General features: G+C 67.1%; 18 protein-coding genes and 1 pseudogene. 4 read left to right on the top strand and 15 right to left on the bottom strand.

Annotated elements, in window-relative coordinates; translation table 11 throughout:
- Nucleotides 1–114: 114 nt before the first annotated feature.
- The 3 genes from ltrA to B073_RS49465 form a co-directional block, all read right to left on the bottom strand.
- Nucleotides 115–1,878: a group II intron reverse transcriptase/maturase gene (ltrA, locus tag B073_RS0133535; RefSeq protein WP_018541364.1), complete on the bottom strand. Its 1,764-nt coding sequence runs from the start codon at nucleotides 1,876–1,878 to the stop codon at nucleotides 115–117.
- Between the two features lie 741 nt (nucleotides 1,879–2,619).
- Entirely contained in the window at nucleotides 2,620–3,732 is a 1,113-nt protein-coding gene (locus B073_RS42050; RefSeq protein WP_018542457.1) for an oxygenase MpaB family protein, read from the bottom strand.
- Entirely contained in the window at nucleotides 3,677–4,135 is a 459-nt protein-coding gene (locus tag B073_RS49465; RefSeq protein ID WP_086023870.1) for a hypothetical protein, read from the bottom strand. The genes B073_RS42050 and B073_RS49465 overlap by 56 nt, the downstream gene beginning before the upstream one ends.
- An 854-nt stretch (nucleotides 4,136–4,989) precedes the next feature.
- Here B073_RS49465 and B073_RS0133525 point away from each other — a divergent pair.
- Nucleotides 4,990–6,207: a hypothetical protein gene (locus B073_RS0133525; protein WP_199788222.1), complete on the top strand. Its 1,218-nt coding sequence runs from the start codon at nucleotides 4,990–4,992 to the stop codon at nucleotides 6,205–6,207.
- A 187-nt stretch (nucleotides 6,208–6,394) separates the two neighbouring features.
- On the opposite strand, the gene B073_RS0133520 is transcribed toward B073_RS0133525, so the two are convergent.
- Together B073_RS0133520 and B073_RS43100 are read right to left on the bottom strand one after the other, a co-directional pair.
- Nucleotides 6,395–7,243: an aspartyl/asparaginyl beta-hydroxylase domain-containing protein gene (locus tag B073_RS0133520; protein WP_018542456.1), complete on the bottom strand. Its 849-nt coding sequence runs from the start codon at nucleotides 7,241–7,243 to the stop codon at nucleotides 6,395–6,397.
- A 152-nt stretch (nucleotides 7,244–7,395) separates the two neighbouring features.
- Nucleotides 7,396–7,602, bottom strand: coding sequence for a TauD/TfdA family dioxygenase (locus B073_RS43100; protein ID WP_018542455.1), 207 nt, complete (start codon nucleotides 7,600–7,602; stop codon nucleotides 7,396–7,398).
- On the opposite strand from B073_RS43100, the gene B073_RS48440 reads away from it, so the two are divergent.
- Nucleotides 7,519–8,205: a hypothetical protein gene (locus B073_RS48440; protein ID WP_324608811.1), complete on the top strand. Its 687-nt coding sequence runs from the start codon at nucleotides 7,519–7,521 to the stop codon at nucleotides 8,203–8,205. The genes B073_RS43100 and B073_RS48440 overlap by 84 nt on opposite strands.
- 329 nt (nucleotides 8,206–8,534) lie before the next feature.
- Here the strand turns inward: B073_RS48440 and B073_RS0133505 are convergent, their stop codons facing one another.
- Complete coding sequence (locus B073_RS0133505; protein WP_106732035.1) at nucleotides 8,535–10,010, bottom strand: recombinase family protein; 1,476 nt, start codon at nucleotides 10,008–10,010, stop codon at nucleotides 8,535–8,537.
- A gap of 350 nt (nucleotides 10,011–10,360) precedes the next feature.
- Between B073_RS0133505 and B073_RS0133500 the strand changes: the two genes are divergently transcribed.
- Nucleotides 10,361–10,693: a hypothetical protein gene (locus B073_RS0133500; RefSeq protein ID WP_018542453.1), complete on the top strand. Its 333-nt coding sequence runs from the start codon at nucleotides 10,361–10,363 to the stop codon at nucleotides 10,691–10,693.
- Nucleotides 10,694–10,716: 23 nt separating this feature from the next.
- Nucleotides 10,717–11,604, top strand: a pseudogene (locus B073_RS42040) (IS5 family transposase).
- A 577-nt stretch (nucleotides 11,605–12,181) separates the two neighbouring features.
- On the opposite strand, the gene B073_RS0133490 reads toward B073_RS42040, so the two are convergent.
- From B073_RS0133490 to B073_RS42030, 9 genes are all read right to left on the bottom strand, one after another.
- Nucleotides 12,182–13,297 (bottom strand): Wadjet anti-phage system protein JetD domain-containing protein, encoded by a 1,116-nt coding sequence (locus B073_RS0133490; RefSeq protein ID WP_018542451.1) that lies wholly within the window; start codon nucleotides 13,295–13,297, stop codon nucleotides 12,182–12,184.
- The gene (locus B073_RS0133485; protein ID WP_018542450.1) at nucleotides 13,278–17,744 is read right to left on the bottom strand and encodes a hypothetical protein; all 4,467 of its coding nucleotides are present in this window, start codon (nucleotides 17,742–17,744) and stop codon (nucleotides 13,278–13,280) included. The genes B073_RS0133490 and B073_RS0133485 overlap by 20 nt, the downstream gene beginning before the upstream one ends.
- 12 nt (nucleotides 17,745–17,756) lie before the next feature.
- On the bottom strand, nucleotides 17,757–18,572 hold the full coding sequence (locus B073_RS0133480; RefSeq protein WP_018542449.1) for a hypothetical protein: 816 nt from the start codon (nucleotides 18,570–18,572) through the stop codon (nucleotides 17,757–17,759).
- Complete coding sequence (locus B073_RS0133475) at nucleotides 18,569–19,978, bottom strand: hypothetical protein (RefSeq protein WP_018542448.1); 1,410 nt, start codon at nucleotides 19,976–19,978, stop codon at nucleotides 18,569–18,571. Before B073_RS0133475 ends, B073_RS0133480 begins: the two co-directional genes overlap by 4 nt.
- A 191-nt stretch (nucleotides 19,979–20,169) precedes the next feature.
- Nucleotides 20,170–21,996: an IS481 family transposase gene (locus B073_RS48435; protein WP_018542447.1), complete on the bottom strand. Its 1,827-nt coding sequence runs from the start codon at nucleotides 21,994–21,996 to the stop codon at nucleotides 20,170–20,172.
- A gap of 686 nt (nucleotides 21,997–22,682) precedes the next feature.
- Nucleotides 22,683–23,132, bottom strand: coding sequence for a hypothetical protein (locus tag B073_RS43095; RefSeq protein WP_018542446.1), 450 nt, complete (start codon nucleotides 23,130–23,132; stop codon nucleotides 22,683–22,685).
- Nucleotides 23,133–23,152: 20 nt separating this feature from the next.
- The gene (locus tag B073_RS42035) at nucleotides 23,153–23,749 is read right to left on the bottom strand and encodes a hypothetical protein (RefSeq protein ID WP_158690287.1); all 597 of its coding nucleotides are present in this window, start codon (nucleotides 23,747–23,749) and stop codon (nucleotides 23,153–23,155) included.
- A 526-nt stretch (nucleotides 23,750–24,275) separates the two neighbouring features.
- Nucleotides 24,276–24,683, bottom strand: coding sequence for a zinc ribbon domain-containing protein (locus B073_RS48430; protein WP_324608812.1), 408 nt, complete (start codon nucleotides 24,681–24,683; stop codon nucleotides 24,276–24,278).
- A gap of 30 nt (nucleotides 24,684–24,713) precedes the next feature.
- Complete coding sequence (locus B073_RS42030; protein WP_018542443.1) at nucleotides 24,714–25,715, bottom strand: recombinase family protein; 1,002 nt, start codon at nucleotides 25,713–25,715, stop codon at nucleotides 24,714–24,716.
- Nucleotides 25,716–26,358 lie beyond the last annotated feature (643 nt).

Below are 26,358 nucleotides of genomic sequence, written 5' to 3'. Positions count from 1 at the left end.
TGTGGTCGGGTAGCCGGAGACCATTGCTGATCCCCGGCCCCCTCAGAACCGGACGTGCACCTTTCAGCGCATCCGGCTCAAGCAAGCCCCGAGGGGCTTCGCAGGTCAGCAGGGTCATGTGGCCCGTTCGCCGTCGCCAGCATGATGCTGGCGGTGGCATTCGGAGTGCACGAGGCGAAGATTGTTCCGCTCGTCCGTGCCGCCGTCCCGTCGGTAGATGAAGTGATGCTTGTGGAGCATCTTCTTCGAGGCCGCGAACCAGTTGATCCACTCACGTGGGCTGTCCGGCTCGTACTCGGCTCCGACGATCAGCGCCTGCTTGCAGAGAGGACAGAGCCCTTGCTGCCTGACCGCCAGGAGAAGACTCGTCTTGTCCATCGGCGGCGGCGCTTTCCTGCGGCGGCGATTCCGCCAGTACTCGGCCAGCGCAGGATCGTCCGGAGACGCTCCCCCCTTGACGAGCTGGTGGCGGACAATGCCGGTCCAGGCGAACTTGATGAGGAAGGCGCCGCTGTCGCGGTCGCCGAACACCCACCGGTCGCGCCGGGACGGGTGGAACCTGCCGAAGTACCGGTCCACGACCCAGTACCTCGACTTGTTGCGGTGACGACGCCTGGCCCATTTGAAGGTCAGCCGCCACATGTAGTGATCCAGCGACGAGAACGTCGTCGTGGACGCCACCGCCCGGTAGTAAGCCGCCCAACCGCGAACGATCGGGATCAGTCTGCGCAACACGGCCTCGGCATTAGCCCCATGCAGGGCTCTCACCTCGGTCCGCAGTCGCGCCCGGAGCCTCTTGCAGGCCGCTGTGCTCGGAGTGATGATCAGTTTCTTCTGGCCCTTCCGGCGGACGGTAAAGCCGAGGAAGTCGAACCCCTCATCGAGGTGGACGACCTTGGTCTTCTCCTCGTTGAAGCGAAGGCCCCTCGGCGCTAGCCAGTCCTCCAGACGGGCGCTGACCTGGTGTACCTGTTCCTCGTCGTGACAGAGCACGACGAAGTCATCGGCATACCTCACCAGCACCGGAGTGCCCGGCATCGCGCCAGGCTCACGCCCGGCCCGCACCGTGTATTGACACCCTGCGGCCTGTTCTAGTCCGTGCAGAGCAACATTGAGCAACAAAGGGCTGATCACACCGCCTTGAGGAGTTCCCTCCTCGGTCGGTGCGAACCGGCCGCGGTCGATCACGCCCGCCTTCAGCCATCCCGCGATCAGGTCCCTGGCGGGGAACTGGCCGAGCATGGTCATGAGGTGGTTGTGGTCGATACGGTCGAATGCCGCCGACAGGTCCGCGTCCAGGACCCACAGACGCTTCGGGTTCTTGCCCTTCACCGTCCAGAAGATCGCTTGGATCGCGTCCTGGCAGCTGCGGCCGGGCCGGAAGCCATACGACCTCGGCTCGAACCGCGCTTCCCACTCGGGCTCCAGCGCGTTCTTCACGCGGGCCTGGAGAACCCGGTCACGGATGACCGGGATGCCAAGAGGTCGCTGTTTCCCGTTGCTCTTGGGGATGAACACTCGCTTGACCGGCCTGGCCTTCCAGGGCGTCGACGACCGATGGATCTCGGCCGCCAAGGCACCTCTCGCCTTCGGCGTGAGGGCCCGTTCCCCGTCGATGCCAGCGGTCATGCGACCACTGCTCTGTTGCGTCACCCGCTTCACGCTGACGAGCGTGTTGCTGCGGCTTCGTAGCATGAGCTTCTGCAAGTTGCGGACCTTCTTGAGGTCCCCGTCCTGCGTTGCCTTGAAGATCCTCTGCCTCAGCCGCCGTACGTTCTCCTCGCAGATGGCCCAGTCGATGCCGTGCCAGTCGAGTAAGTCGTCCTCGGGTCCGTTCACCGCAGGCTTGGGCATCACGACAGGTGCCGTGATCTCCATGTTCGCCTCCGGTGTCTAACTTGTCCCTCGGTTCCGGCTTCCTTGCAGTGGTGACTTCAAAGGCTCACCTGATCCACGTGGGCGCCCTTTCGGGCCAGGCCAACTCGGGCCCGTATCCGGCGAGTTATGCGAGAGTGGGTGAAGGTCCCGATCTCCCGGTTTCCTCTGGCCTTTCGGCCCGCTGGCCTTCGCTTCTTGGATCTTCCTTCTCCCGCCGGGGACTTCAGCCTTCCTTGCGGTCGGCCTACCAAGCCGAGGCTTGGACCCCGTCGGGGTTTCCACGTTCCGCACCAGTAAGACGCGGCTGGGGTGGGCGCCCCCTCTACCCCGGGACCAGCGGTGTCCTCCCTCCGGGCTCAGTTACCCGGAGGTCGCTTGGCGCCTTTCAGCACCGGGTCCTGTGACCGCCGCCATCACGCCATCGACGCGGTCTTAAAGTCACGAGGCATCATCGAGGGTTCACTTGCGTTCGCCCGTCCAGCCTTCCCCTCACCTGTTGCACCCCGATGGCCGGGACGCTCTTGGGCTTGAACGCTCCGCTTCACACCCCGCCGTTACCAGCGACGCATGGGAGCGCGGGGACGGACCCTGGACACTGGCCCGAAGTTCAGCCGATCGATACCTCCTTCACGTGGCTGTCCTTACTTACCTGGAGCGACTTTCGTGTCGCACACTGAGCGCTCCATCTGGCAGGACTCGCCAACTGAAGCGCTCTGAAACAAGCAGTAGGCCCGCTTCGGGTCAGGTCGTCTCGGTCAGTCCGGTGGGGACCTGCCACTCGTAGCGCCGGCCCTTGTTGGTCAGCCGCAGGCCGTTCTTGAACACGGCCAGCCCCAGCTCGCTCGCCGCTTTCGCGACGAGGGGGACGGTGTCACCGGTCTTCCCGTAGCCGAAGTTCATGACGGATCCTGCTTGGAGCGCGGTCTTGGTGAAGTCTGCCGCCGGGACTTTGACCAGGTCGGCCGCCGGGTCTCCGATCAGGTGCCGGATCAGGGTCGGCCCGGCACCGGCGAAGGCCGGTCCGGGCAGCACCTCGCGGATGAAGTCGAGGATCGCCTTGGTCAGGTTGATGCCGGCTTCCGAGGACCTCTGCTGGCGTCGGAGGATGGTGTCGCACAGTTCCTCGCCGTCGTCGAAAGAGGGCGGGTTGAGCTGGTTGTCGACGCCCAGGACGTGCCCGACGACCCGCCATACGTGGAAGAAGGCGTCGCGGTCCTCGCGCGGCAGCTCGACGCCCAGCCGCGCCAGACCCCGGGGGATGACGACCGAGAAGCTCATCAGGGTCCCGGCCAGGTCCTCCTGGTTGACCGGCAGCCCCCACGCCCTGTTCCAGTCGTCCTGACGGCCGACGTGGTAGCGCATTGTGGCATGCAGCAGACGGATCTTCTGCGCCGAGCGCAGCCCGCGTCCCCGCGGCCCCAACCCCCCGTCGTCGAGGACGTCGACCACGAACTGCGAGGTCTCCATCAGCCTCCGGTACACCCCCGAGGTCAGCCGCTGCGAACGTGCGAGCACTTCGGCCCCGTTACCGCAGCCATAGCACAGGGGGAGGGAACCGCACAGCAGCGTCGAGACGACCAGCGCCTCGTAGCGGCCCAGCAGCGCGCGCCCCCGCTCGATCAGCTCCGGATCGGCCCACTCGGGCAGTACCGAGGTCAGCTCGAAGTAGGACCGGAGCCGGGGCGGCAGGCCGGTGGGCAGCGCTTCACTGTTCTTGCCGAACCCGCGCAGCGCCTGCCGTACCTCTTCCTGCCGGCCCAGCTCGTAGGTTTCGGTGATCGCGGCGTCGCCCGCCGCATCACCGGTCTCCCGCATCCGGTCCAGCACCTCGTCCGTCCACGCACTGGTGGGCATCCCTGCCTCCTCGAAGTAGGTCGCGAGTGACGCACACCTCTACCAGCCCACAGGGTCCTTCACCGGGAACATCACCCGTACGAGGAGAGGACGGTGGCGGACCACAACCTCGGCGTCGTCGTCGCGCAGGCGGCAACCGGATGTGGACGGGTCGGCAGCTCAGTGCGCTGATCTTGAACGGGGCCACTGAGATCACCGAACGACCCTCTGTGCCCGTGCCGACCCGGGGTGTCGGGATTGCCACGTGCAGGAGCTTGGCGAGCCGGGGCGCCCTGGTGAAGCGGCCGGTGTGGTAGCCGCCGCCCGAGCGGCACGGCGAGCCGGATTTGACCGCGCACCGCGGGCAGGGATGGCGCTCGATGTCGTCCGCGTCGGCTGGCGAGGAGTGCAGACGGGCCGTCACTCGGTACGGATTCCCGAAGGTTCCAGGAATCCAGCGGCCCCGACACGGCGGGCTGCTTGGTCCTGGAGCCAGGCACTATTCCCAGGACCAAACACTCAGTAACCGGCCAGGCTGACGGCCTGTGGCGATTTTCACCGCAGGACACCGACCGGGCTCTTTGTTGATCGTGGGTCAGCAGGTGGTCGAGCCATGCCTCGCGGGCGGTGTGGCGACGCCACTGCTCGGCGGCGGTGAGGATCGCGACCGAACGGCGCGGGTCGCTCGCGCGCAACGCGCACCATGCCGGACTGCCGTACTCGGGAGCATTCCGGACGTTGAGTGTGGTCACTTGTGCCGATGCCCACAGGGCTACCGGATCGTGCGCGGTCCTCTCAGGCGGGGCCGGGGCGAGGCGGGCACTGGGCGGCGCGGCCGGGCGCTGCGCGGTCCGTGCGGCGCTCGCGGGGCGGCTCGCTGCGTGTCGAACCGAGCGGCGAGGTCGGCCTCGCTCCACTCCGACCCCGGCACCGGGCCACCTCGGCAGCGAGCTGGGTAGGCGTGAGGCTGTAGGTGCTCGGGCCGGACGGGGCGGCCGGGCAGACCAGCGGGTCACGGTGCCCGCAGACGAGCGGGGACAGGCGGTCGGCCGCACGGTGCCGCGCCAGGGCTATGGCGGGGTCCGTCATGCTGCCGTCTGTCTGGTGCGGGTATCGGCGTGCGGGCGGGCGTGGAAGACCAGGCGTAGCCGCTCGCGCTGCCGCACGCTAACCGAGAGTTCTATTCACTCACAGGGGCGACTGTGCACATGGCGACGGGTCTTCTGGACAGATACAGGGCGGTCAACTGTCGTCCCTTTATGAGGAGTTGCTGTACCGATGACGAAGGTGAAGCAGGGAATAGCTGCCCTGGCCGCCCTGGGTGTGGTGGCGGTGGTCGCGTCAGGCGCAGGCACGGCTCAGGCGCGAGGCTGGAACACGAGTGCCGCTCAGCCGCAGCGCGCCACAGCCGGCGTTGCCGGGCCCGGGCGGGAGCGTGTCTTGGTGTTCGACAAGCCCTCTGACACGGATTACCGGTTCACCATCCCGCCTGAGACCAAGCGCGTGATCATTGAGGCGTGGGGTGGTGGGGCCGCGGGAGCATCGGGCGCCGGCGGTGGTGGCGGGGGAGGAGGCGGCGGCGGTGCCGGGGCCAACAGCCTGAACATCGGCGGCGCCGAGGGGGGCGAAGGTGGCAGGGGTGGCGCCGGTGGTGGCGGGGGTGCCGGTGCCGGTGGCGGCGCTGGGGGATACACCCGTTGCGTGGTGCCGGTGATCGCCGAGCACCCGCTGATCGGCCGGGTTCATGTGGCGGCGGCAAGCAAACCGGAAGCCCCCACCCAGGGAGGCTCCGGTGGAGCCGGAGGCGCCAGGGGTACCAACGGACTCATTGGCATCGGCAGCTCAGGCGGAGGCGACGGCCAGGCCGGCCAGGCCGGGCCGAAACCGCGCGCAAGCAGCGGCGACATCTCCAGGGTCTATCTCCGGCTGGGGGTCGGCACCGACAACCCGGACAGCCGTGCCCCAAGGACCTTCTCGCTGGCGTCCGTCCAGGGCGGCACCGAGGGGCATCCGGCACAGTCCGGCAAGCCCGGCGGGCCGGGCCGCGGCGGCCAGACCGACAACCACAACGGTGCGAAGGGGGAGTACGGGCACGGCGGCGCCGGCGGAGCCGGCCAAGCCTCTCAGCGCATCGGTCTCAAGGGCGCCTGCCCCGACTCCGACCCTGCTGAATCGGGTGCCAAGAACGTGCCCGGGCCGGCCGGTTCCGCCGGTGGCGACGGCCATACCGGCCCGTATGGCCCGAGCGGTCCGTACGCCGGCGGGGTCCCAGCCTCCGGCCAGGCCCAGCCCGGCGTCGCTCCGCCCGTCCCAGGCATCGGAACTGGCGGAACCGGCGGACACGGAGGCGCGGGCGGTGCACACGGCGTTGGCGGCGGCGGATCGGGGAGCTGGTCGGTGACCGCCTCACCGGGTGGCAACGGCCACCAGGGTGCTGACGGCAAACCTGGCACCGCGGGAGGGCACGGCTACGTCAGGATCACCCTGGTGAGCTGACCCCTGATCACCTTCGGTACCTGGCCCGTCGAACCACGAGGAACGCCACCTGCGCGGGTGGCGTTCCTCCGGTGGGAAATCCGGACTGCGATCTGCACGACGCAGGCGGCATGACCGATACCTCCAGGTGACGCCCCGGGCTGCGCGCAGTGCTCGCCCGCACGGCGGACCCAAGCGCCGCGGTCGGTCACGCTTGCTCGGTGTCCGCCAGCATGCTGTGCTCGATGTTGATGCGGCGGTGGATGCCCGTCACCCGCTGGACGACCCGTTCGTCGTTGCTGCGCCGGGCGATCTCGGTCATGGTGCTCCAGACGAAATCGGGGCCACCGTCCTTGCGGTAGTGCTTCTTGATGACGAGGCCGAGTACCTCCGTGAGGTTTTCCTCGTCGATCACCTGGGCCAGGCCGAGCAGACCGGCGCGTTCGGGGGCAGTCAGTGCGGGGCGGCGGCAGAGGCTGGCCACCGGGATGGCGCCCGACATTTCGACGTCGCAGCGGAAGAGGTCGTTGATGTCGGTCGCGTCGGCCATGTCGATCAGGAGGTGGACGCGGCGGGTGCTACCGAGGACACCGGCGCTGTGCGGTTTGGTGACGTCGATGGACCAGATCTCGCCCTCCTTCATCCGGTAGACGGTGTCGGATTCGGCGAACAGGGCGTCTTCACCGGTGGCGAGCACGACGTGGACGCGGTGCGCGGCCCCGTCGACGTTGTCACGGTGTGGGACGAGCATGCCGTTGGTCAGCGCCACCAGGCGGGCGAAGGTGATGTGCTCGGTGACGAAGTTCTTGCGGATCAGCTCCTGGACGTATGGCAGGCGCGCGGCGTGAGCGGTGAATTCGGCCGGGACCGACCGGTCGAACGGCTCCAGCACATTGCCGTCACCGCCGCCTGGCGTCATCAGCATGACGCCCTTCCACGGACGCCCGCACACGAACTCGTCATACGGCTCTGCGAAGTTGATGGTCGAACACCGCTCCAGGTCCTGCACCAGCCTCCTGCGGTCGAGATTGATGGTGGCGATCAGCTGAGTACGCATAGCTCACTTCCTGACTTACTCGGAGATGCTCGCCGCCCGAGGAACACGGTGGTCGCATGGAAGGCGACCCGCGCCGGCACCGGCGGGCGCGTAGAGGCAGCCCCCGCTTGAGCCTGCCGCACTGCGCAGGCACCGGCCTGCGCGGCGCTTGATCAGCAGCGGGCGCCGTCAGCCTCACAGGGCCTGTGCGCGGGTGCTCCCGGGTACGGGCTGGTGTGGTCGGCGATCCAGTAGTGCGTGAGGCGCCGTCGGGTGTCGGAGAAGCCGGTGCGGGCGTGGAACATCCGGTGGTTGTCCCAGATGAGCAGGGCGTCCTCGGGGATGAGGACGGACGTGCCGTGGGTGTGCACGAAGTCCACGGCCTGCTTGGCCAGGGCCAGACCGCCGGAGCAGCAGGGTGGAGCTCATGCGGATCACGGTGCCGACGGCGGTGCGGTCCACGACGGGCTTGCGGACTCCCACGGCGTCGGAGTCCTCGTGATAGGAGGGCCAGTACACGGTGCGGCTGTGCGCGAGGTGGTGCAGGTCTTCGTCCAGGGTGGCCAGGAAGTCGTGCGCGTCGGCGAGCAGGGCCTGTCCTCCGCCGCAGGTGGCCTGCACCCGGCAGTGCAGCGCCAAGTAGCGCGGGGGCCGCCCACCCGTCTACCCCCACCATCTCGCGGGCGCAGAACCCGCTGACCCTGCACCACTGGGTCCTGCTCTGCGAGGACCCTGATGCCCCGGGCGGGTCGTTCCTGCACTGGCTGGTCACGGGTATCGATCCGCGGAGTCCTGGCACGGCGGAGGGGGAGCCGCCTCCCGGCGGCCGGGAGTGGCCCAACGGATTCGGCCGGCTGGGCTGGGGCGGCCCCATGCCTCCGTCCGGGCACGGGGCGGACCGCCACTTCTTCCGCCTGTGGCCGTGTCGGAATCGCTTCCCCTGCACGGCAAACCAACAGTCGACGCAGTGCATCGCGCGGTAAGAGGCAGCGAGCTGGCGAGCTGAACGCTGGTGGGCACTTACCAACACTGACCATCTGTTGCGGAAGTCGGCGGAGCCGCCCACGCAACGCCGGTGACTGCGCCGCCCATCGCCCACAGCAGGTATGGCACGACAGTCACGGCAAGACGAATTCGCCCCGCATCACCGGCGTGTACTTATGGTCCAAGTCCTCGGACACGCTCTTCGCACAAAGCGCCTGCTTTGCGGGCATGCGTAACTGGCACCCGCCTCGGGCTCCCACCCGGGAGCGGGCGCTTGTTGTTTCGGTGCCTCCTTGACTCGTCTCCCTTCACTCATCGTGCAGGTTGATCACGGTCGGCCGATGGTGATCCTTTCTCCTCGCGGGGTGTCGGTGGTCAAGGTCCTGGTCGTGGGATCGAAGGTCAGAGTGATGCCCTTTGTCCGGAGGTGCTCGACGGCGTCGGCCTTGGTGGGCGGTTCAGCGTGGCTGAGCTCCAGGATGATGTCGTCTGGTTCGGTGGCGGTGAACCGGATGAGAAGGGCCGGTAGATGCGGCAGGATGTGGTCCTCGCGCACGTATGCATTTGGTGGCCGGATCGGGTCGGGCGGGGTGGAGCTGGAGTGCCCGTGTCGGCAGCGATACGCGGCACGCCCTGCCCAGCAAGAATCCATCCGGCGGCTGCAGAGGCCGCAGCGCAGGAGCCCGGCTAGCTGATAGGTGCGACCTTGGGTCGGTTGTCTTGGCGCTCGGATGCGTTGCACGGCGATGAAGTCCGCCTCGCTGACCAGCGCTGGATGCGCGGGTTTGGTGGAGATGATCCAGTCCTCGGGATCGTTCCAGCGCGTGACATCGCGATGTCCCAGGCTGGTGTTGTCTGGATCGAGTAGTTCGTGGTCGGTGCGTTGCCGGTTCCACACCTCATGGCCGGTGTAGCGGGGGTTGGCCAGGATGGCGCGCACCGAGGTCAGGGACCACTTCCGGCCAGAGCGATGCGGGTTGCGCTCGGGATCGGTAGCGGAGGGGCAGGGGATGCTCGCGTCGTTAAGGGCTCGGGTGATGCGGGCGACGCTGTGCAGGGCGAGTCGCTGAGCATAGATCCACTTGACGATGCGGCCGCACTCCGGATCGATGTCCAGGCGATGGAGCCGGACACCGCGGCGTGCCAGGGCCTGGTTGGGGTGGGGGCCGGCGCCGACGATCCGGTAGCCGTAGGGTGGGCGCCCGCCAAGATATCGGCCTTGATCGCGGGCCTGCACGGTTATCGCGCTGCGTACCCGAATCTGGGCGCGGGCGATCTCCCGCTTGGACAGGATCCCTAGCAGGATCATCAGCTCCTCGTGGCCAACGAGGGCCGGGTCGATGGCTCCGCCCAGCTCCGGCACCCACAGCGCTACGCCGTAGTGCTGGAAGAGTGGTGCCATGGCCGCGAACTGGTTGCCGTAGAAGGCTCGCTCACAGGAGCCGATGACGATCGCATCGAAATTCCGGCCGGGATCAGCCACGGCAGTGAGCAGCGCAGCCGCCTCCGGGCGGCGTGCCCATGGCAGGAACCTGCTGCGCCCGACATCGAAGAACTCCGTCACCACCCGCCCGTACCCTGACGTGACCGCCTGTGCCTGCAACAGCTGCCAGGCCCGCGAGGTAGCAGGGTCTTGGTGGTCCTCGGTGGAGACCCGGCCGTAGAACGCGAAACGCAGCCCCGCGGTCGGCTGCGTTTTTGCCGCGTTTCGTGCCCGTCCCTGCTCGCGCACCCAACCTGTCAGTGTGCTCTGCGTAGTCGCGGCGTCGAGCACGGGATCAGTACCTGGTGTCTTCAACGTCATGCGCGGCACCTCCCTGGGCGGTGCACCACCCGGTCCACCTGTGGGTGGCCGGCGGCAGGAGGCAGCTTCAGCCGTTCCGTACCGGAGCTGCTGAGGCATCCCACCTACCGGGGTGTCATACCCGGCGAGCAGAGGGAGCATCACGGGCGCACAGGTGCACGGAGCCTCATATCCGCGTGGAGATCGATGAGGGGAAGGTGTGTCAATCCAGGTCTGACGATCATCATCACCTGCGGCAGAACTACCACTTCGGCTCCTAGAAGATCGCTATGTACCTCAACCAGTACCACTAGGACCTGTCTGACAAATGATCTCTGCCAAACTTCAATGACCGTCGTTGAAGGAGGGGCATGGGGGTCGAACTGGAACTGCACTCGGGGTGGCCCGCGCGAAAGAGAGCGTCTCGTGACACCGTGCTGCGAGGGTCCTATCAGCACGGTGCTGCGCTGGCACGTGCACTGAGCTCCCTCGACCGGCACAGCTCGGGCAAGCTCGGCTGGATCGATCCGCATGGCGACACGCTGTTCAACGAACAGGAAGCCCGTGTCGCCCAGCAGGAAGTTGCTGCCCTGCTCCAGGGGTGCACGGACGAAGAACAGAAGGCAGCCCTACTTGATCTCGCTGACCTTCTTCAAGCGTGTGCGGCGACGCCGGGCAGCTACCTGTGGTTCATGGGCGACTGACCATAGATGATCACGGCCTTGTGGTGGGTCGTGGAGAGCTGACGGATGCGGCGTGGGAGCGGATAGCCCCGCTGCTGCCATGTGTGGACGGGCGGGGCCGTCCGTGGCGGGGTCACCGGCAGGTGATCAACGGGGTGTTGTGGCGGTTGCGGACGGGGGCTCCATGGCGTGATCTGCCGGAACGCTTCGGACCGTGGCAGACGGTCTACGAACGGTTCGCCCGCTGGGAGGCGGACGGGACCTGGGCCCGCCTGCTCGAGAAGGTCCAGGTCCGCGACGACTCCGTCGGAGCCGTCGAGTGGACGGTCTCGGTCGACTCCACGATCAACCGGGCCCACCAGCACGCCGCCAGCGCCCACAAAAAGGGGCGCCGGCGGGGGACGAACTGGAAGATCCGGGCACTCGGCCGGTCCCGCGGCGGACTGACCACCAAGGTCCACCTCGCCTGTGACGGCTGGGGCCTGCCCTTTGCCCTCCTCGTCACGTCGGGCAACCTCAACGACTCCACCGCCTTCGACGCAGTCCTGGACGCGGTGAAAGTGCCCCGGACCGGTGCCGGGCGGCCGCGTCGCAGACCCGACGCGGTCATCGCCGACAAGGCGTATTCGTCACGGGCAATCCGTCAGACGCTGCGGCGCCGGGGCATCCGGGTGGTGATCCCGGAGAGGGCCGACCAGAAGGCCAACCGGGTGCGGCGCGGCCGGGCCGGCGGCAGACCGCCGGCCTTCGACCGCGGCCTCTACAAGGCCCGCAACGTCGTCGAACGCTGTTTCAACCGGCTCAAGTAGTTCCGAGCCATCGCGACACGCTTCGACAAACTCGCCGTCCGCTACCGAGCCGGACTCCACCTCGCAGCACTCATCCTCTGGCTCCGCGAACCCCAACACGATCATTTGTCAGACAGGTCCTAGAGCCAGAACGCTGACCAGCGCCGAAACGATCCCCGCCACTTGGTTGGCCCGATCCCAGCTGAGGAAGCAGAACACCCCTGCAAGTACAGCCACCGCCACCCCTGTCGCGCAGGCGGCCACTCGCTGCAGCCCACTCATCAGCCACCCTTCTCGTTCACTGTCGTGCAAGTAGATCGCCTAGCCCGGATTCCCTGTCCGCAGGCAGCGGCTGCCAATGACCGCGGCCTCAGGCCCCACACCCTCGTATGCACGGGCAGTTCCCGCGTCCGAACCAGGGGCAGCCCGTGTGTTTCACCCTCCCCTCGACGCGGCGTCGAGGAACCGGCGCAGGATGAGGGACCTGCCCGGCACGACCGGTTGGGCGAGGCCATCTGCAGCAGTGAACACGTTCGATTATGGGGCGCTCCTCTCAGCGCTTGCAGCCGGTTTCGGCTTCTTCCGCCCGAGTGTGCCTCCACCGACAGCGCTCGTTAACTGGTACAACCTCCTTCTGGAACCGGCGGCTTCGCGGCAGCCCGCCTGCCACATCCCACCGCTGTTATGGGCGATGTACCTTGTCCAGACGGCCCCGCTCGCATCAGACGAGGTCGGCATGCCAGGCCTTGTCCCGCTTGAGGTACCGGTAGCCAACCCATTCCTGCGCCAGCCGCTGGCCCGCGGTGAGAACGCCAACCGCCTTGGCTCGGTGCTGCCAGGGCAGCCAGTCAGCCAGGGCGGCGGCTTCCCCCGCACTGGCTGCCCGTTCCTTCGCTCCCCGGGCACGCCCGAGTTCCAGCAGGGCGCCGTAGAGGTGTTCGGTGGGCTGGACCGTCGGGAAGCCCCGTTCCCGCGCCGCCCTCGATGCCGCGTGCGGGATGCGGATGCCGCTGAGATCGAGGTCGCCGAAGTAGCGGATCTCCGCGATGCGGTGCTTGGCCGCCAGGGTGTGGACCGACGCCCGGAACGTCCCACCCAGCCCCCAGGCGACATAACCGAGTCGGTGGTCATCGGGGAGGCTGTGCACAAGGGACCACCAGGTGGCCGAGTTCTCCACGACGAGCAGGATGTCCCCGGCGCCAACCCGCTGGTAGTAACCGTCGCCGATCTCCGTGAGGAACGTCTCCGTGAGCAACGGCGGGTGGGTCGTGAACGTGCGTAGCGTCGCGTGGAGGCGGTCCGTGTCACCGAAGAGCGGACCGGACCGCAAGGTGTCGAAGGTCTTCTCGGGCATGGGGAAGTCCCCTTCACTGCCGTACGTCCCGAAGATCTCCAAGGCGCGCTCGCGCAAGGGAACGGGAAATAGGTCCGGAGCGCTCATCAGCCACTTGTTCACAGCCACGTATGCGGCGCGCTGTTTCGCGGTGGCGCTCGGCCATTCCCCGGCGAGCTGGTAGATGTCGGGGTGCCAGTTCGGCATGGGCGGTACAGCCGGGCGCGGAGGCGCAGTCGGGCACAGCCAGATTTTGACCGGCAAGGGCACCTTATCCCTGGTGCGTTCTCTGAACTGCTCGATCAGGCCCTGGCCTTCCAGATCATCCAACTGCTCTGAGAGCAGCAGGGGTTCGTACTCACCATCGGGATTGCGGTTGTTCACCTTGCGGAAAGCCGCCCAGATGTCGACCAGTGGGACACGTGTCCGGCGCGCACCGTTCCAGCCCGCCTCCGTAGCCCCGGACCTGAGGTGCCGGATGAACTCACTCTGCCTGTGCTTCACCCGTGGCCCCGTCCTCCGTCTCCCGCTTGAAGACTCTGGTCGTGGTGATGTTGCCCGTCCCGTCAGGCTCCTCCAGCGCGTCAAGCGCCGACTGGACCCGCTCGGTCACGGTGAGGTACTTGCGGCCGGCGCGCAGATCGGCGTCGTTGCGCAGGCGCAGGACGAGCGGGAAGCGCCTGAACGTCCGGTCGTCGGAGAGGCCCGTCGTATAGATGAGTTGCACGCCCAGCGCCTCCGCGACCTTGCGCTGGAGGGCGAGAAGATAGTCGGCGTTGGCCCGGCCGATCGGGTTGTCAAGAAACAGGACACCGGAGTGCGGGTCACGCTCTCTGCCCCGATTGCTCGCCCGCAACGCGGCCATGGTGCAGTACAGGAGGATGGCTGCGGTGAGCTGCTGGCCACCGGAGAACACGTCCTTGATCTCGGAGACCCTGATCCGCTCGGTGCGCAGCACCGCGTCGGGCTTCAGCATGTCGATTCGAAACCCGTTGGGAACAGCCGCTCGTACGCCCGCGAGCAGCAGAGACATCCCGTCTCTGCGGACGGTCCGTCCGTCCGCCGTACGGCCCGCCGCCGCCTCGTCGATGACCTCCCCGATGCGCCGGTGCGCGTTGTCTTCCTGCGTCGCGGTGAATCGGAAGCGGAGGAACTCCTGGCCTGCCCAGTCGTCCAGGCTCGCCGGAAGACGCGACACCCGCTGAGCCTGGCGCAGCGTGGCCAGCGCTTTGTCGACCTTCCCCTTCAGGTTCCGCACGATCAGTGTGCGATGCCGCTCCGTCTGGTCGATCTCCTCGTTCAGCGCGCGCAATCGGGGCCTGAGGGCATCGGACCATTCCACTGCCCGGGCCGCCATGGTGTCCCAACCCGCGATCCTGATCTGGGTCTGGACCCGGACGTGCAGGTCCTTGAACTCCTCAGACGTGGCATGGTGCGTGAGCCTCTCGGTGGCCGCGCGCAGGGCCAGTTCGTCGGTGCGGGCTCGCTCCTTGCGAGCCGTACGCTCCTTGGTCAGGCGAGCGACGAGATCCCGCGCGGAGGCCGCGTCGCCTTCGTATGGCGGAGGCGCGGGGGTATCGGCGTCACGCTCGGGCAGGTCCGCGGTGATCCCGTCGACGATGAACTGGAATGCCTCTGCCGAAGCCTCGGCATCCGCCAGTCCTTGCCCGAGGCGGGCGTGCTCTCCCTTGTGTTCTGTCATCTTCCGAGCGCAGGCCTGCTGTTGTGCGACAGCCTTGTCGACAGCCGCGGTACAGGTCTCGATGTCGCTGGGCCGTTCCGATAGTTCAACTGGGAAGGTCACAAGGCTTGCGGCCCGCTCCAGTTCGTCCGAACAGCGGGCCGCCGCCACAGCGGCTCGCTCCCGTGCGCCCTCCGTGATCCGCAGAGCGCGAATTGCGCTGTCCAGGGCCGCGGCGCGTGCCGCCTCTTCGGAAGCCTCTGGTCGTCGGAGCAGAAGAGTCGCCTTGTCGCGCACCCCCTTGTCGAGAGCCAGGTATCGCTTCTTCGCGTTGGCTGCCTGTACCTCAGCCCGACCGAGCTCTTCCAACAAGTCGCTGCCCACCTGCACCTGCCGGTAGGTCTCCTTCGCCTGCTCGTAGGCGCTACGAAGCAGGGCCGTCGCAAGCGTGGGGACTGGGTCGGACTGGAGGACGTTCTCACTTCCGGGAAGTTTGGCCCGCTCGTCATTGAGCGCACGTATGGTGCGCTGGTGGTCGTCCGCTCTGCGCTGATGTTCCGAAACCAGCTTCTGCAGTTCGGTGGCCTGTTCCTCTGCTTCGCCGGCAGCGTGTTGACGCTCCTGCATCCTCTCCTTCGCGGACTGTGCATGTTCTGTCCATTCGGGGAGGTGTGCGTGGCGGTCTGCGAGTTCCGTGAGGCGTTGCAGCCGCTTCGTGAGCGTGTCACGGGCGTCGCGCAGCAACGGAAGTTCCTTCTGAATCTGCTTCCGCCTTTCTGGGAACCGTTGGAGGGCTTCCTTACGCCCTGCTACCACTTCCTCGGCTGCGGTGTGCTCCTCAACCACCTTCGCGAGCTCATCGGCCAGAGTCGCGATGCTCCCTTCCGGATAGCGCGTGCGCCAGTCGGTGAGTGCATACGTCAGGCCGCTGTCCTCCTCGATGCGCGTGGCCAGCTCCCGCATCCGGTCGGTGCGGACGGCGTGCCGCGCGTCGATCTCCTCGTACTCCGCGGCCGCCGCGTCGGCGTCGTACAGCGCGGGATGCGGAGGGATCACCACCTGTACACCACCGGCGAGTTGGGCATCGGGGTCGATGAACGCACCTGTCGTCGACACGGGAACGAAGACGGTCGGCTGGGGGCGAAGTGCGGTAAGTATGACTCGGGCCCGCTCGATGTCGGCCGGGTCGTTCAGGAGGATGCCCGACGCGAGATGCGGCAGCCGATCCACGATGTCGAGGCGTCGCTGGGCGTCTGAGATGTCGGCGAGGTAGCGCCAGCCGGGGACAGCGATGACATCGGCTTCGACGAGAGCCTTACATGCGTCGGACACCACCTGGGGAGGCGGCAGCAGGTCACCGGCTCCCAGAGCAAGGCGGGCCTGTTCGTCGACGGAATCGGCGACCTTGAGTTCGGTTCGTTCTCTTTCCGCGTCACCGCGTGCGGTGGTCAGGGCGTCCAGGAGCGCGGTGACGTCGCGCTCTAGGTCGATGTCCGGTACGTCGAGCAGCGCCGCAAGTCGGGAGTTCGTCTCCAGCCGTGCCGTCTGTGTGCGGGCCTCGTCGAGGCGGCTGGTGAGCCGGTCGCGGCGTCGACGCACGTCCGCGGCCGCCGTCTCCGCCTGCCGCAGCTCATCCTGAGCGGCGGCTTCCTGATCAGCGAGTTGCGCCCACTCCTGTTCCCGGGCAGTAACGCTGTCAGCCGCAGCGTCACGCTCGTGCTGAACGGTCTCTACAGTCCTCGGCAGCGCGGCACCATCGTGCAGCAGCCCCTCGGTAATGGCGGCCTCGATGTCAACGCGCAACCGTGTGATCTGCTGGTCAAACCCGTCGGCCTCATGTTCCGCCCGGGTGGCGTCTCGGTGCGCCTCGCGGGCGGCCCGCTGAGCCGCGGTCTGCTCCTGCTCTCGTTCGCGGGCCAGCTTCCGTTCTTCTTCCGCGGCTCCGGCGGCTTCGTCGGCCGTCGCCCACAGAGCGCGCGCCAAGCGGCGCGCCGCGGTGTCACGTTCTTCCTTCGCCGGGCGCGCCTTCTCTTCCTCAGCGCCTATGAGCTCGGTCAGCGACGTCACTTTCGCGATACTCTCGCTGTGCTCGTGCACAGCCTCGGTCGCCCGCCATGCGCCGACGAGTGCCTCCGCCTCGCTCCGTCCCTCCTCGCTCGCAGTCAGCTCCCGCAAGGCTTTCTGATACCTCAGTTCCGCAAGCACACGCCGGAGTTCAGCTACGATTTCCTCGCGCTGGCGCGCGGCATCTCCGAGCCCGTCGAGCTCCTTCTCCGATTGCTCGAACTCCGTCCGCAGTCGACCCACGGCATCCCGCTCGCCCTCCGCACGTATCTGAATCCGTCCTGCCTGTTCTGTCACGTCGAGGCTCGACTGCTCTGCCAGGCGACGCGACTGATCGGCTGCGCGCGCTAGTTCGACGATCGGCCCCAGAAGGTCGAGTGCACCGATGACGAACTCCCGCTCTGTCAAGCGGATTCCACGGCCCGCGAGGTGCTCGACGTGTTCGGCGACCAATGTCTCCAGGGCGTCCATCTCCTCAGACCTGACGACCGCCCGTAGCAGGAAGTCGGCGAACTTCACGTCCGAGTCGAGCTTGAGCCAGCTCGCCGCCTCTCCTTCATCGACGTTCATCTCCCTCTGGTACCGGAAGAGTTCAGGGTCGATGCCGAGCAGTTGCAGCCGCTTCGTCCAGTCGCCGTGGTGCCGGGTCCAGTACAGCTCGAGGCGCTGGTTCTCCGCGTACGCCTCCTGGAGTTCGTCTCGATAGGTGTCCAGGGTGCACGACTTGGTGCCGACGGACATCGGGAGTGTTCCGAGGTGTGTCTCGTCGCCGGGACGCAGGCAGTACCAGCGTTCGCGGAGGTTGTCGGCGGATTCCGAGGCCACCTGGTTCCGCCAGGCGAGCACTTTGCCAGTGAGGAGGAGGTTGCCGGTGGCCGGGTTCATCCACTCCAGGACGATGTGAGACACGTCCTTGGGCATGACGAACTTGTCGAGCACACGCGTGTTGGTAGTGCCCACGGTGTGGCGGCGTCCGGGAAGGACCACGGAGAAGATCAGTTTGAGAAGGACGGACTTGCCGCCTCCGTTCTCTAGGAGAAAGAGGCTGGCAGGTGAGGGGCGGGAGGTCGCGGCCGTGGACTCGAAGAGAGCGCCCTGCTCGGCGCCCACCGGGCGCCCAGCGCCGCTGAGGTCCAAGGTAACGTCGTGGAAGCGGGCGCCGGGCGGCCCCACGGTACGCAACCGGACGCGGGACAGTTCGTACATAGCGCGGTTCTCCTAGTCGTACAGCGTCTCGGTCCCGGTCATCCGGAGCGCCCCTCTCCCAGCGATGGGAGGCAGCACACCGAGCTGCGTCAGTTCCTCGTAGGCACGGGTGGTGGCCAGTTCACGTACGTGGAGCTGGTAGCGGTTCGTGGCGGCGTAGATCTGCTCCCCGTCATCGGGGTCGCGTCTGCTCTGGATGAACATGCCGCGGTCGACGAGATGCCTGAGAGCTCGCTGGACGAGCGTACGCGTGGCCGCCTTCCCAGGCCGGCCTCCCTTAGTGGGGGCGACTTCAGGCCGCCGCTCGTATGCTCGCCAAGCTGTCTCCAGGCCTGGGGCACCAACGGGTGGGTCCTGCGGCCCCTCGCTCTCCGCGGCGCGTTCCGCCAATACTCGGCACACCGATCGCACCAGCCGGTCGACGTCCGACACCCGCACCTTGCCCTGGTATCCGTCATCGGCCAGATCCTCTGGCCGGGGATAAGCCAGAGCCGCCGCGGCCAGGTGCGCGATGCCGTACAGAACGCGCTCCGCCTCCCGATTCTCCCGCATCTTCACCTGCCGCGCGTATTGGTCCATACGCGTCTCGAACATCGAGCCCGGAAGTGCCGTGTGCACCATTCCCGCGCGCGAGGTGACCCCGATGATTCGCAGCCCCATTCCGGCCGCGTACCGCGTGACGAGAGTCTCGAAATCAGGGTCCTCCGCATAGCGCTTCACGAGCGCCGCGTACGTGCTGTCGCGTGCGGGGCGGAGCTTGGGCCTGAACCCGTAGCCGATCAACCGGCCCGCCTCCTCGGCGTCGTCGGCCATCGTCTCGATGGTCACCGTCCGCCACCCCTCGCCGGGCCATCGGCGTCCAATGCCACTCGGTCGAACGCTGCGGACGTCAGCAGGAGATCGTCACCCTCGAAGCTCTCGCTGTCGAGCGGTACTCCTGCCGATACGGCGAGCAGAACTCGGTCCGCTCCCTCGCGCAACGCCGAGCCGAGCTGCGGACTGAAAGCACGGAGCGCCAACAGTGTTACCAGTTCAGGGAGTTGCGGATCGATGACGGCGGCCTCTGCTAGCAACTCCGACAACGGGCGTGCTTCATCTGGCAGGTCGAGCAGGGTCTCGGCCATGGTCTGCTGGTCGTCGCTGAACCCGCGGACCTCCACCACCGGGAGCAGTTCCGGTTCCTCTTCCTCCCCGGTGAGCCGAGCACGGTCGACTGGTGGGGCCAGCAGCGTGGGGACAAAGGTGGCCAGGCAGAACTGGTCGTCGAGCGTCGGCCCGGAGGAGTGCTTGTAGAAAGACCTCACGGGATCCGCCGCATCCCCCAGCGTAAGGCCGAGCACAGGCTGGAGAAGATCCCCATACACGTCCACCGGAGCCCTGCGCACAGTGCCGGAGAACTGCTGACGGTCCTGCTCGTCCAAAAAGAGCGTGCGCGCGCCACGCAAGCGGGTCTGCAGCCGAGTGTGCCGACGGATGCAGTCCTCTACGATGTCGACCAGCTCGGCGGCCTGACGCTTGCGGGCGGGGTCCTGGGCCTGGTCCCGATCAACGGTGACGGACCGGGCGATCGCACCCTCCTCCTGGAGCCGGTGGTCGACATGGTCGAGAGCCTCGTTGAGTAGGTCCGGCACCTCATCCCTCCAGTCGACCGTCGTGACGTTGCGGCTGGTCGCATCCAGGTGGGCGCGGATGATCTCCGCGTACTGAATCGTGCGTATGCGGGCTTGCTCGGCAACAGCCTTCGCATCGGCGAGACGGCCCCGGTCAATGAGGTTCCGCAATCTCACCTCAGCGGCGATCTGCGCAGATTCGACATCCGTGTCCAAAGCACCAACCAGCACGTTCAATGCCTCGTTGGAGGCGCGCAAATAGAGATCTCCGTTACTGTCGGTGCGCTCTTCGATAAGTTTGAAGTCCCACTGCCTCAGAGCGTACGCACCAGTGGAATCCACCTCTCCATAGTTGCGGCGAAACCCCCGCTCCGTGTCCCGAACATTAATCAAGGAGTCGAGCACCCAGCCGGCAACCCGGGAATGCTCCTCGACCGGCCGGCCAGGAGCCTGCCAGCCGACGAATTCCTGGGCCCTGAGAAGGACTTCCTCGTGATTCGCCCCGGTGTCGTAGTCCATGGCGATGGCCACGTGGTCGATGATCTGCAGGGCGACCTCGGCCATCTGGTAGTGAGCGCCGTCGAGCCACGGCTGCTTCGCCTTGCGTACCTCGAGGTCGTGCAAGGGTGCCGTACAGGCCAATGCTTTCAGTCTGCGCGTAACTCCTTCATCAGCCCACACACCTAGCTCCCCCGGTTGTACGTTTCGTGGGCGTCACCGTAGGCATGTCCTCACCAGTGAGTGCTACCTGATTGTCGACGTTGGCGGAAAACTGACCATGCGGCGCGATTGTTGGCCATTCTCGATGTGAGGTCTCAGGACTTCTTTGACGGTTTGTCGTCAGGAGATCCTTGACGGTCCCTCTGGGTGCCCATGCCTTTGACGTAGAGCCTGGTGATCGGCCCGAGCTTCTTGCGGGGCCTGACAGCGAGTTCGTTCTCCCCGTGCAGGATCCGGTAGTGGGTGTCCTCGATGACGACGGTAACGATCTTTCCCGCATGCCGGGGACCGAGCTTGATGAACTGCCCGTTGATCTGGAAACGGCCGCTTGAATGTACCTTCCGCTGGGCCCGGATGGCACCGGTCGGCAGGGGCGGAGGCGGCAGCGGGGAAGCCGCTGTCCGCGCCCCGTGGAGCTGCCCCAGACGGTCGGCCGGAACGGGGCAGGGCCACGTTCCCATCAGCGCGTTGTCGGCGATGGCGTGCATGAGGTGCCCGTCGAGTCGGAGTGTGATCGTGCGGTTGGCAAGGGCGAATCCGACCTGGTGGCGGCCGCCGGCCAGACAGACGATGCCGTCGCGATGGACCTTGCGCTCGACCTCGATCGGTTCGCCGGCGGCGAGGATGGCCGTGCCGCTGCGGGCCCTGGGCAAGGCAGCGGGTGCGGGCTCGGGTCCGGCTGGACGGGCGCCGTAGCGCATGGTCAGGTAGGCGATGTCCTCCGGTCGCAGCCGGGACGGGGTCGTGGTGACCAAGTGCCCGTCGAGGAGGACGTGGACGCTGCGGTGGTTCGCCCAGACCGTCAGCGTCCTGCCGGCCAGCGCCTGATGGATGCTGACTCGCTGCCTGCCCGTCACCAAGGCGATCTCGCCGCTGGGCGGCACCCGCACTTCGAACTCGACCGCGGTCCCTTGCGGCGGCAGAGCGGGCGGTTCGACGACCTCGATGGCCAACTTCGGTTCTGTGTTTACCTGTTCAGGATGCTCGTCATCGCGGACAGGGGCCGCGTGCGGCCGGAAGAGGCTGATGGGAGTGGCCATATGGAGGGCCTGGTGCGGGCGCTGATGGTTGTAGGCGTGTACCCAGCCATCGATCGCTTCCTGTGCCGAGGCCAGTGACTCGAACGGCACCACGTGATCGAGAAACTCCTCGCGCAGGGTGCGATGGAAACGCTCGATCTTGCCCGTGGTGGTGGGTGAACGGGGCTTGGTCAGCCGCTGGTTGATGCCGTTCTCCCTGCAGATGCGCTCGAACAGCACCTCCACTGGCTGCGGCCGCTGATGCCGACCAGTGAACTGCTTCCCGTTGTCCGTCAGGACCTCGAACGGCACCCCGTAGCGGCGCATCGCAGCGGAGAAGACAGAGCACACCGCGCGGGCACTGGGCACGGCCACGGCCGTGGCGATCACGACGAACCGGGAATGGTCGTCGATGCCGGTCACCATCTTGCACTCTCGCTCATCGGCCAGCGGAACCCCGCCGACCAGGTCCATCTGCCACAGGTGCATCGGCGCCTCGCGCTGCCACCGACGGTACTTGCGCGGATGCTGCTGTTCCTGGGCGCGGACCAGGCCGTTGCGGGACAGCACCCGGTGGACCGTGGCTCGCGACGGGGCCGACTCCTGCCCGCGGCCGGCCAGTTCGTGTGCGATCCGGCGGGCACCCCACCGGGGATGCCGGCGACGCAACTCGCAGATCTCGGCCTCCACCTCGGCGGACAAGCGCGTGGGACTGTTCCTCGGGCGCCGGGAGCGGTCCAGCAGGCCCTGCATGCCCTCCTGCTCGAACCGCCGTCGCCAGCCGTGCAGCGTCTGACGCGAGGTGCCGTACCGGACCGCGACCTCACCGATCGGAGATCCACCAAGCACCTCGCGGACAGCTCGGTAGCGGTACTCGGCCAACTGCTGTACATCCACGACCACTTACCGAAGCACTCCTGCCCTACCGAGGGGCGGGAGATCACAGACGTTCAGCCGAACGTGTCAACCATGTCCAGAGCACAAACCGTCAAGCATCTCCTGAGACCTCACACCGACAGCCATGACCCGACATCTGTCGCTACAGCCACGCTTGGCACACAGTCCTTCAGGGAATCTTTGTCGCGATGACGAAACCGCGCCTGGGACATGTGCTCTCGACGTCGGGTGAAAAGTGGCTCTGGATCACTTTGTGTGTTGGAGCCACGGAGGGTCACCGAATCCGCGATCATGAACGGCTGTGATGGCAGCCCGGCACGGTGCAGGGTCGGCCCACTGATGATTTGCAGATGGGGCACGGTACGCGTGAGGCGCTCCGGGCCAGGCCTTCCGTCCTGGTTCCCCGGCTGCTCGACGGTTTCTTCCCGCCGCCTTCTGTCCGTCCCCGGGCCGCTGTCTTTTCCCGGGACTGGACGACCAGGCGGAGCCGTTCGTCGTGGCCAACGGGGCGTCGCAGCGGCTGGTCGGCGTCGGAGATGTTGTCGAAGCAGTCCTGGCCGGGGCCGGCCTTACAGGTTGGGCAGTGCCGTTGGATCCATTTCTTGCGGGCGACCTGGTCCTGGAGCACACCGAGTTTGTGGCCGTTGTAGACACGGGCCCTGGCCCCCGCAGCAGGTCGATCTCCGCCCGGGTCAGTGGCACGCTCTCCGGTAGCCGGGAGATCGCGCGAAGCAGTGCCCGGACATCGCCGAACGCTCTTGGTCCAGGGCGGGTTTGAGCTCCGCCAGATATTCCTTCCGCTGCGTCGCGGCCTCCTGTGCCTTGCGTTCACGCTCTTCCTGCTCGCGCACGGCCGCTTTTCCGGTCAGGACAACGAGCTTGCCGCCGCGTCCCTGCTTGATGACCTCCTTGTCGCGCTCCAAAAGCCATTGCTCGGCTGAGTCACGGGCCTGCTTCAGCACGGGCGGCGCGGGGGTCCTGCGGTGGAGAATGCCGTCGCATTCCTTGATCAGGGCCCGGGTGGTGGCGATGTCGCGGCCCCGGCGTGCGGTGGCCAGGCGCAGCAGGAGGCGGCGGACTTCTTCGCTTGCCCGGGCCGGCTGATCATGCCTCTCGTGCGGGCGGGCCGGTGGCCGGGCCACGGGCTGGTCGGGCAGGTCATTCAGCGCGGGGGTAACCAGCCGGCGGGGTCCAGGGTGCACTGCTCGGGGCGGAACCACTGGGTACCGCGGGCGGTCTGGGTGCCGATCAGGACGCGGCGGCTGGTGCCATGGCTGTCGCAGCGGATGCGATGCACATACGGAAGGCGCTGCAGAGTCCGGCGGTCAACCGGCACGCTGGCTTCGACCACGATGCGGCCCGCGGTCTGCGGGCTCTTCCAGTCGGGCGGTACGGCTGCGTTCATGTGGATGGTCAGTCTGCCGCCATCTCCGAGTTGCAGCTGTACCAAGGAGCCGGCCGCGGCCGGACCCGGCTCCGAGCAGACCACCTCGCCGACCAGATGCTGGGCTTCTAATAGCCCTTCGGCAGCGGCCTTCACATACAGATGATCCGCACTGGTCACGTCACGGGCCCGGCGCGCACACGGCCGCCGCGCCGTGTCCGCGTCGGCATGATGAGCGAAGTGGCACACACGATCCACGTACAGCTTCGTCGTCAGTTGGCGGCCGCAGCCTCCCAGCCAGCTCCCGCACCAGAACGTCTGGCCCGCATACTGCCGCCGGAACGTGTTCAGTTCGATCGCTTCCAGCGGCAGCACCAAGGCCTCTTGGGAGTCCACTGCCCCCAGTACCGCGGTCTGGGTCCGCCGCTGGTCTTCGCTCGTTAATCCGCTGCTGCCTTGCACCGCACCCCCACACCGTCAGCCTGTTCTGGGCTCGATGCTGCCACCTCCGCTCCCACTCACGACAGACCCGCATCCCCGGTGATCCAGCAGCAGTGGCGTCCTGGTACGGCTGGCTCATCTCCGCCCGAGCGGAGGTGAATCGTCGTCACCCTGCTGACTCGCAACTACGCTAGTGGCGCGCGTTCCCCGTGCGAGAGGAAGCAAATCCCGAGGCCAACCCCAATCACGGGTCTTGATGCGCGTTAGGGCAGCAGCTGCAGATCTCCCCGCATCACCGGCATGTGCGTATGGTTCTCGGACACACTCTTGGCACGCGCTGCTTGGTTTTCAGGAAGTGGCCATCGGCGCCCGTTCTTGGCCTCCGGCCGGGAGCGGGCGTTTGTCGTGCCTGGCCTCCTATTGTTTGGGGTGGAAGGGGTGAGGCGCCGGTCGGTGGCTGTCAGCCGATGAAGATCCTTTCTGCGGTGGGGGTGCTGGCGGTGAGGGTCTTTCCTTTCGGGTCGTATGTCAGTGTGATCTTTTCTGTCCGGAGGCGGGTGACGATGTCGGCTGGCGAGGTGCTGGTTGCACTGGCGGCCGCCAGGCTGAGTCTGATCGCGAGGGCGGGCAGGTGGGGCAGGATGTGGCCTTCGCGTACGTAGGTGTTGCGGGGCCGGTCGGTGCTGGTGGCGGTGGTGCGGCCGTGGCGGCAGCGGTAGGCGGGGCGTTGGTGGGACCAGCAGGAGTCCATCTGGCGTTGGCAGAGGGCGCAGTGCAGTAGGCCGGCGAGAAGGTATTCGCGGCCGGGGGCGGTTTCCCGTGGGGTGCGGGTGTTCTGGACGGCGACGAAGTCTGCCTCGCTGACCAGTGCCGGATTGGCTGGGCCAGTGGAGATGCTCTAGTTGTCGGGGGTGTTCCAGCGCCTGACGTCGCGGGTGGTGTTGGCCGGGTCGAGGAGGATGTGGTCGGTGCGTTGGCGGTTCCAGACCTGGCGGCCGGTGTAGCGAGGGTTGGCGAGGATTGCTCGCACGACGGTGTCGTTCCATGCTGTCTTGTTGCGGTGGGGGTTGCGTGCTGGATCGGCGGCCGAGGGGCATGGAATGTCTGAGTCGTTCAGGGCGCGTGCGATGCGGGCCATGCTGTGGCCGGCGAGACGTTGGGTGAAGATCCAGGTGATGACCGGGCCGGTGGTGGGGTCTGGGATGAGGTGGTGAGCGCGTACGCCGCGTCGGGCCAGGCCTCGGTTGGGGTGTGGGCCGGCATCTGCGAGCCGGTAGCCGTAGGGTGGGCGGCCGCCGAGGTAGCGGCCCTGGTCGCGGGCTTGGATGGTCATCGAGGTGAGGGCGCGCATGCGGGCGCGGGCGACCTCGCGCTTGGCCAGGATGCCGAGCAGCACCATGAGTTCCTCGTGGCCGGCGGTCTGCGGATCAGCGGTGCCGCCCAGCTCGGGGATCCACACGGGGATCTTGTAGTGGTCGAAGAGTGGCGCCAGGACGGTGAACTGGTTGCCGTGGAAGGCGCGTTCGCTGGAGCCGATGACGATGGCGTCGAAGCAGCGGTCGGGGTCGGCGAGTGCGACCAGGAGGGCGGCTGCTTCGGGGCGGCGCGGCCAGGGGGTGCTGCGGCTGCGGCCAATGACGAAGTACTCGGTGGTGATGTGGCCGTAGCCGGAGGTGAGGGCTTGGGCGCGCAGGAGCTGCCAGCCGCGGGAGGTGGCGGGGTCCTGGTGGTCCTCGGTAGAGACGCAGCCGTAGAAAGCGAACCGCAGCCCCGGCGATGCAGGCGCCTTAGTAGATACGTTGGTGTGTTCCTGAACCCATTGGTCCAGCCCCGGGAGCTGGTTGGATGCGCACGACACCGTGTTGCCGGTCGGCGGAGGACAGCAGTCGTTCGACGCCATGGCACCTCCAGCAGCTGGTGGTTGGCGACATGACTTCACTGTCATGGACGGATAGCAAGATCGGGAGTCGTGTTCCCTCGTATGAGGCAAGGGGCCTTGACAGTGGCAGGCCGCGAGACTGCTCGTTACTCGCGGCGTAGGCAGCGAGGACCGGTGCGGCATGGGTTGCCTGTCATGTGTTGGGTCGTGGGAGCCCCTTCCGGGAGGGGCTCCCACGGCGACGTGGTGCGGTCTGCTGTGCCGCCTCGGTCAAACGCACCGGCCTCGCGCGGACGGATGATCTAGCTCGGACGCACGGCCAGTTGTGAGAACTGGACTCCTCTGGATTGCCGGAGAATGCCCCTTCAAGGGTTGGCCTGGGCCTCACGGACGGCTACATGTCGATGAGCGGCGTTTAGTGGGCGGTTCGCGAGTTGATGTCCGTTTCGAAGTGAGGCTTGGGGCAGGGGTGCTGGCCACGGTGCGGGCTACTGCTGCCGGGCAAAGCAGCCGGTGTCGGCTTCGGTGAGGATGCCGAGTTTGACCAGGCGCTTCAGCTTGGCCCGGGTGCCTTCGATGTTCTTCGGCAGCAGTGCGTGGTCGAGGGCCTGGCAGACGTCCTTGGCCCGCAGGGGGCCGGTCGACTCGTTGAAGGCGGCGAGGA

This window comes from Streptomyces sp. MspMP-M5, from assembly GCF_000373585.1.
Lineage (GTDB): Bacteria > Actinomycetota > Actinomycetes > Streptomycetales > Streptomycetaceae > Streptomyces.
This window is presented reverse-complemented; position numbering and strand designations above follow the sequence as displayed.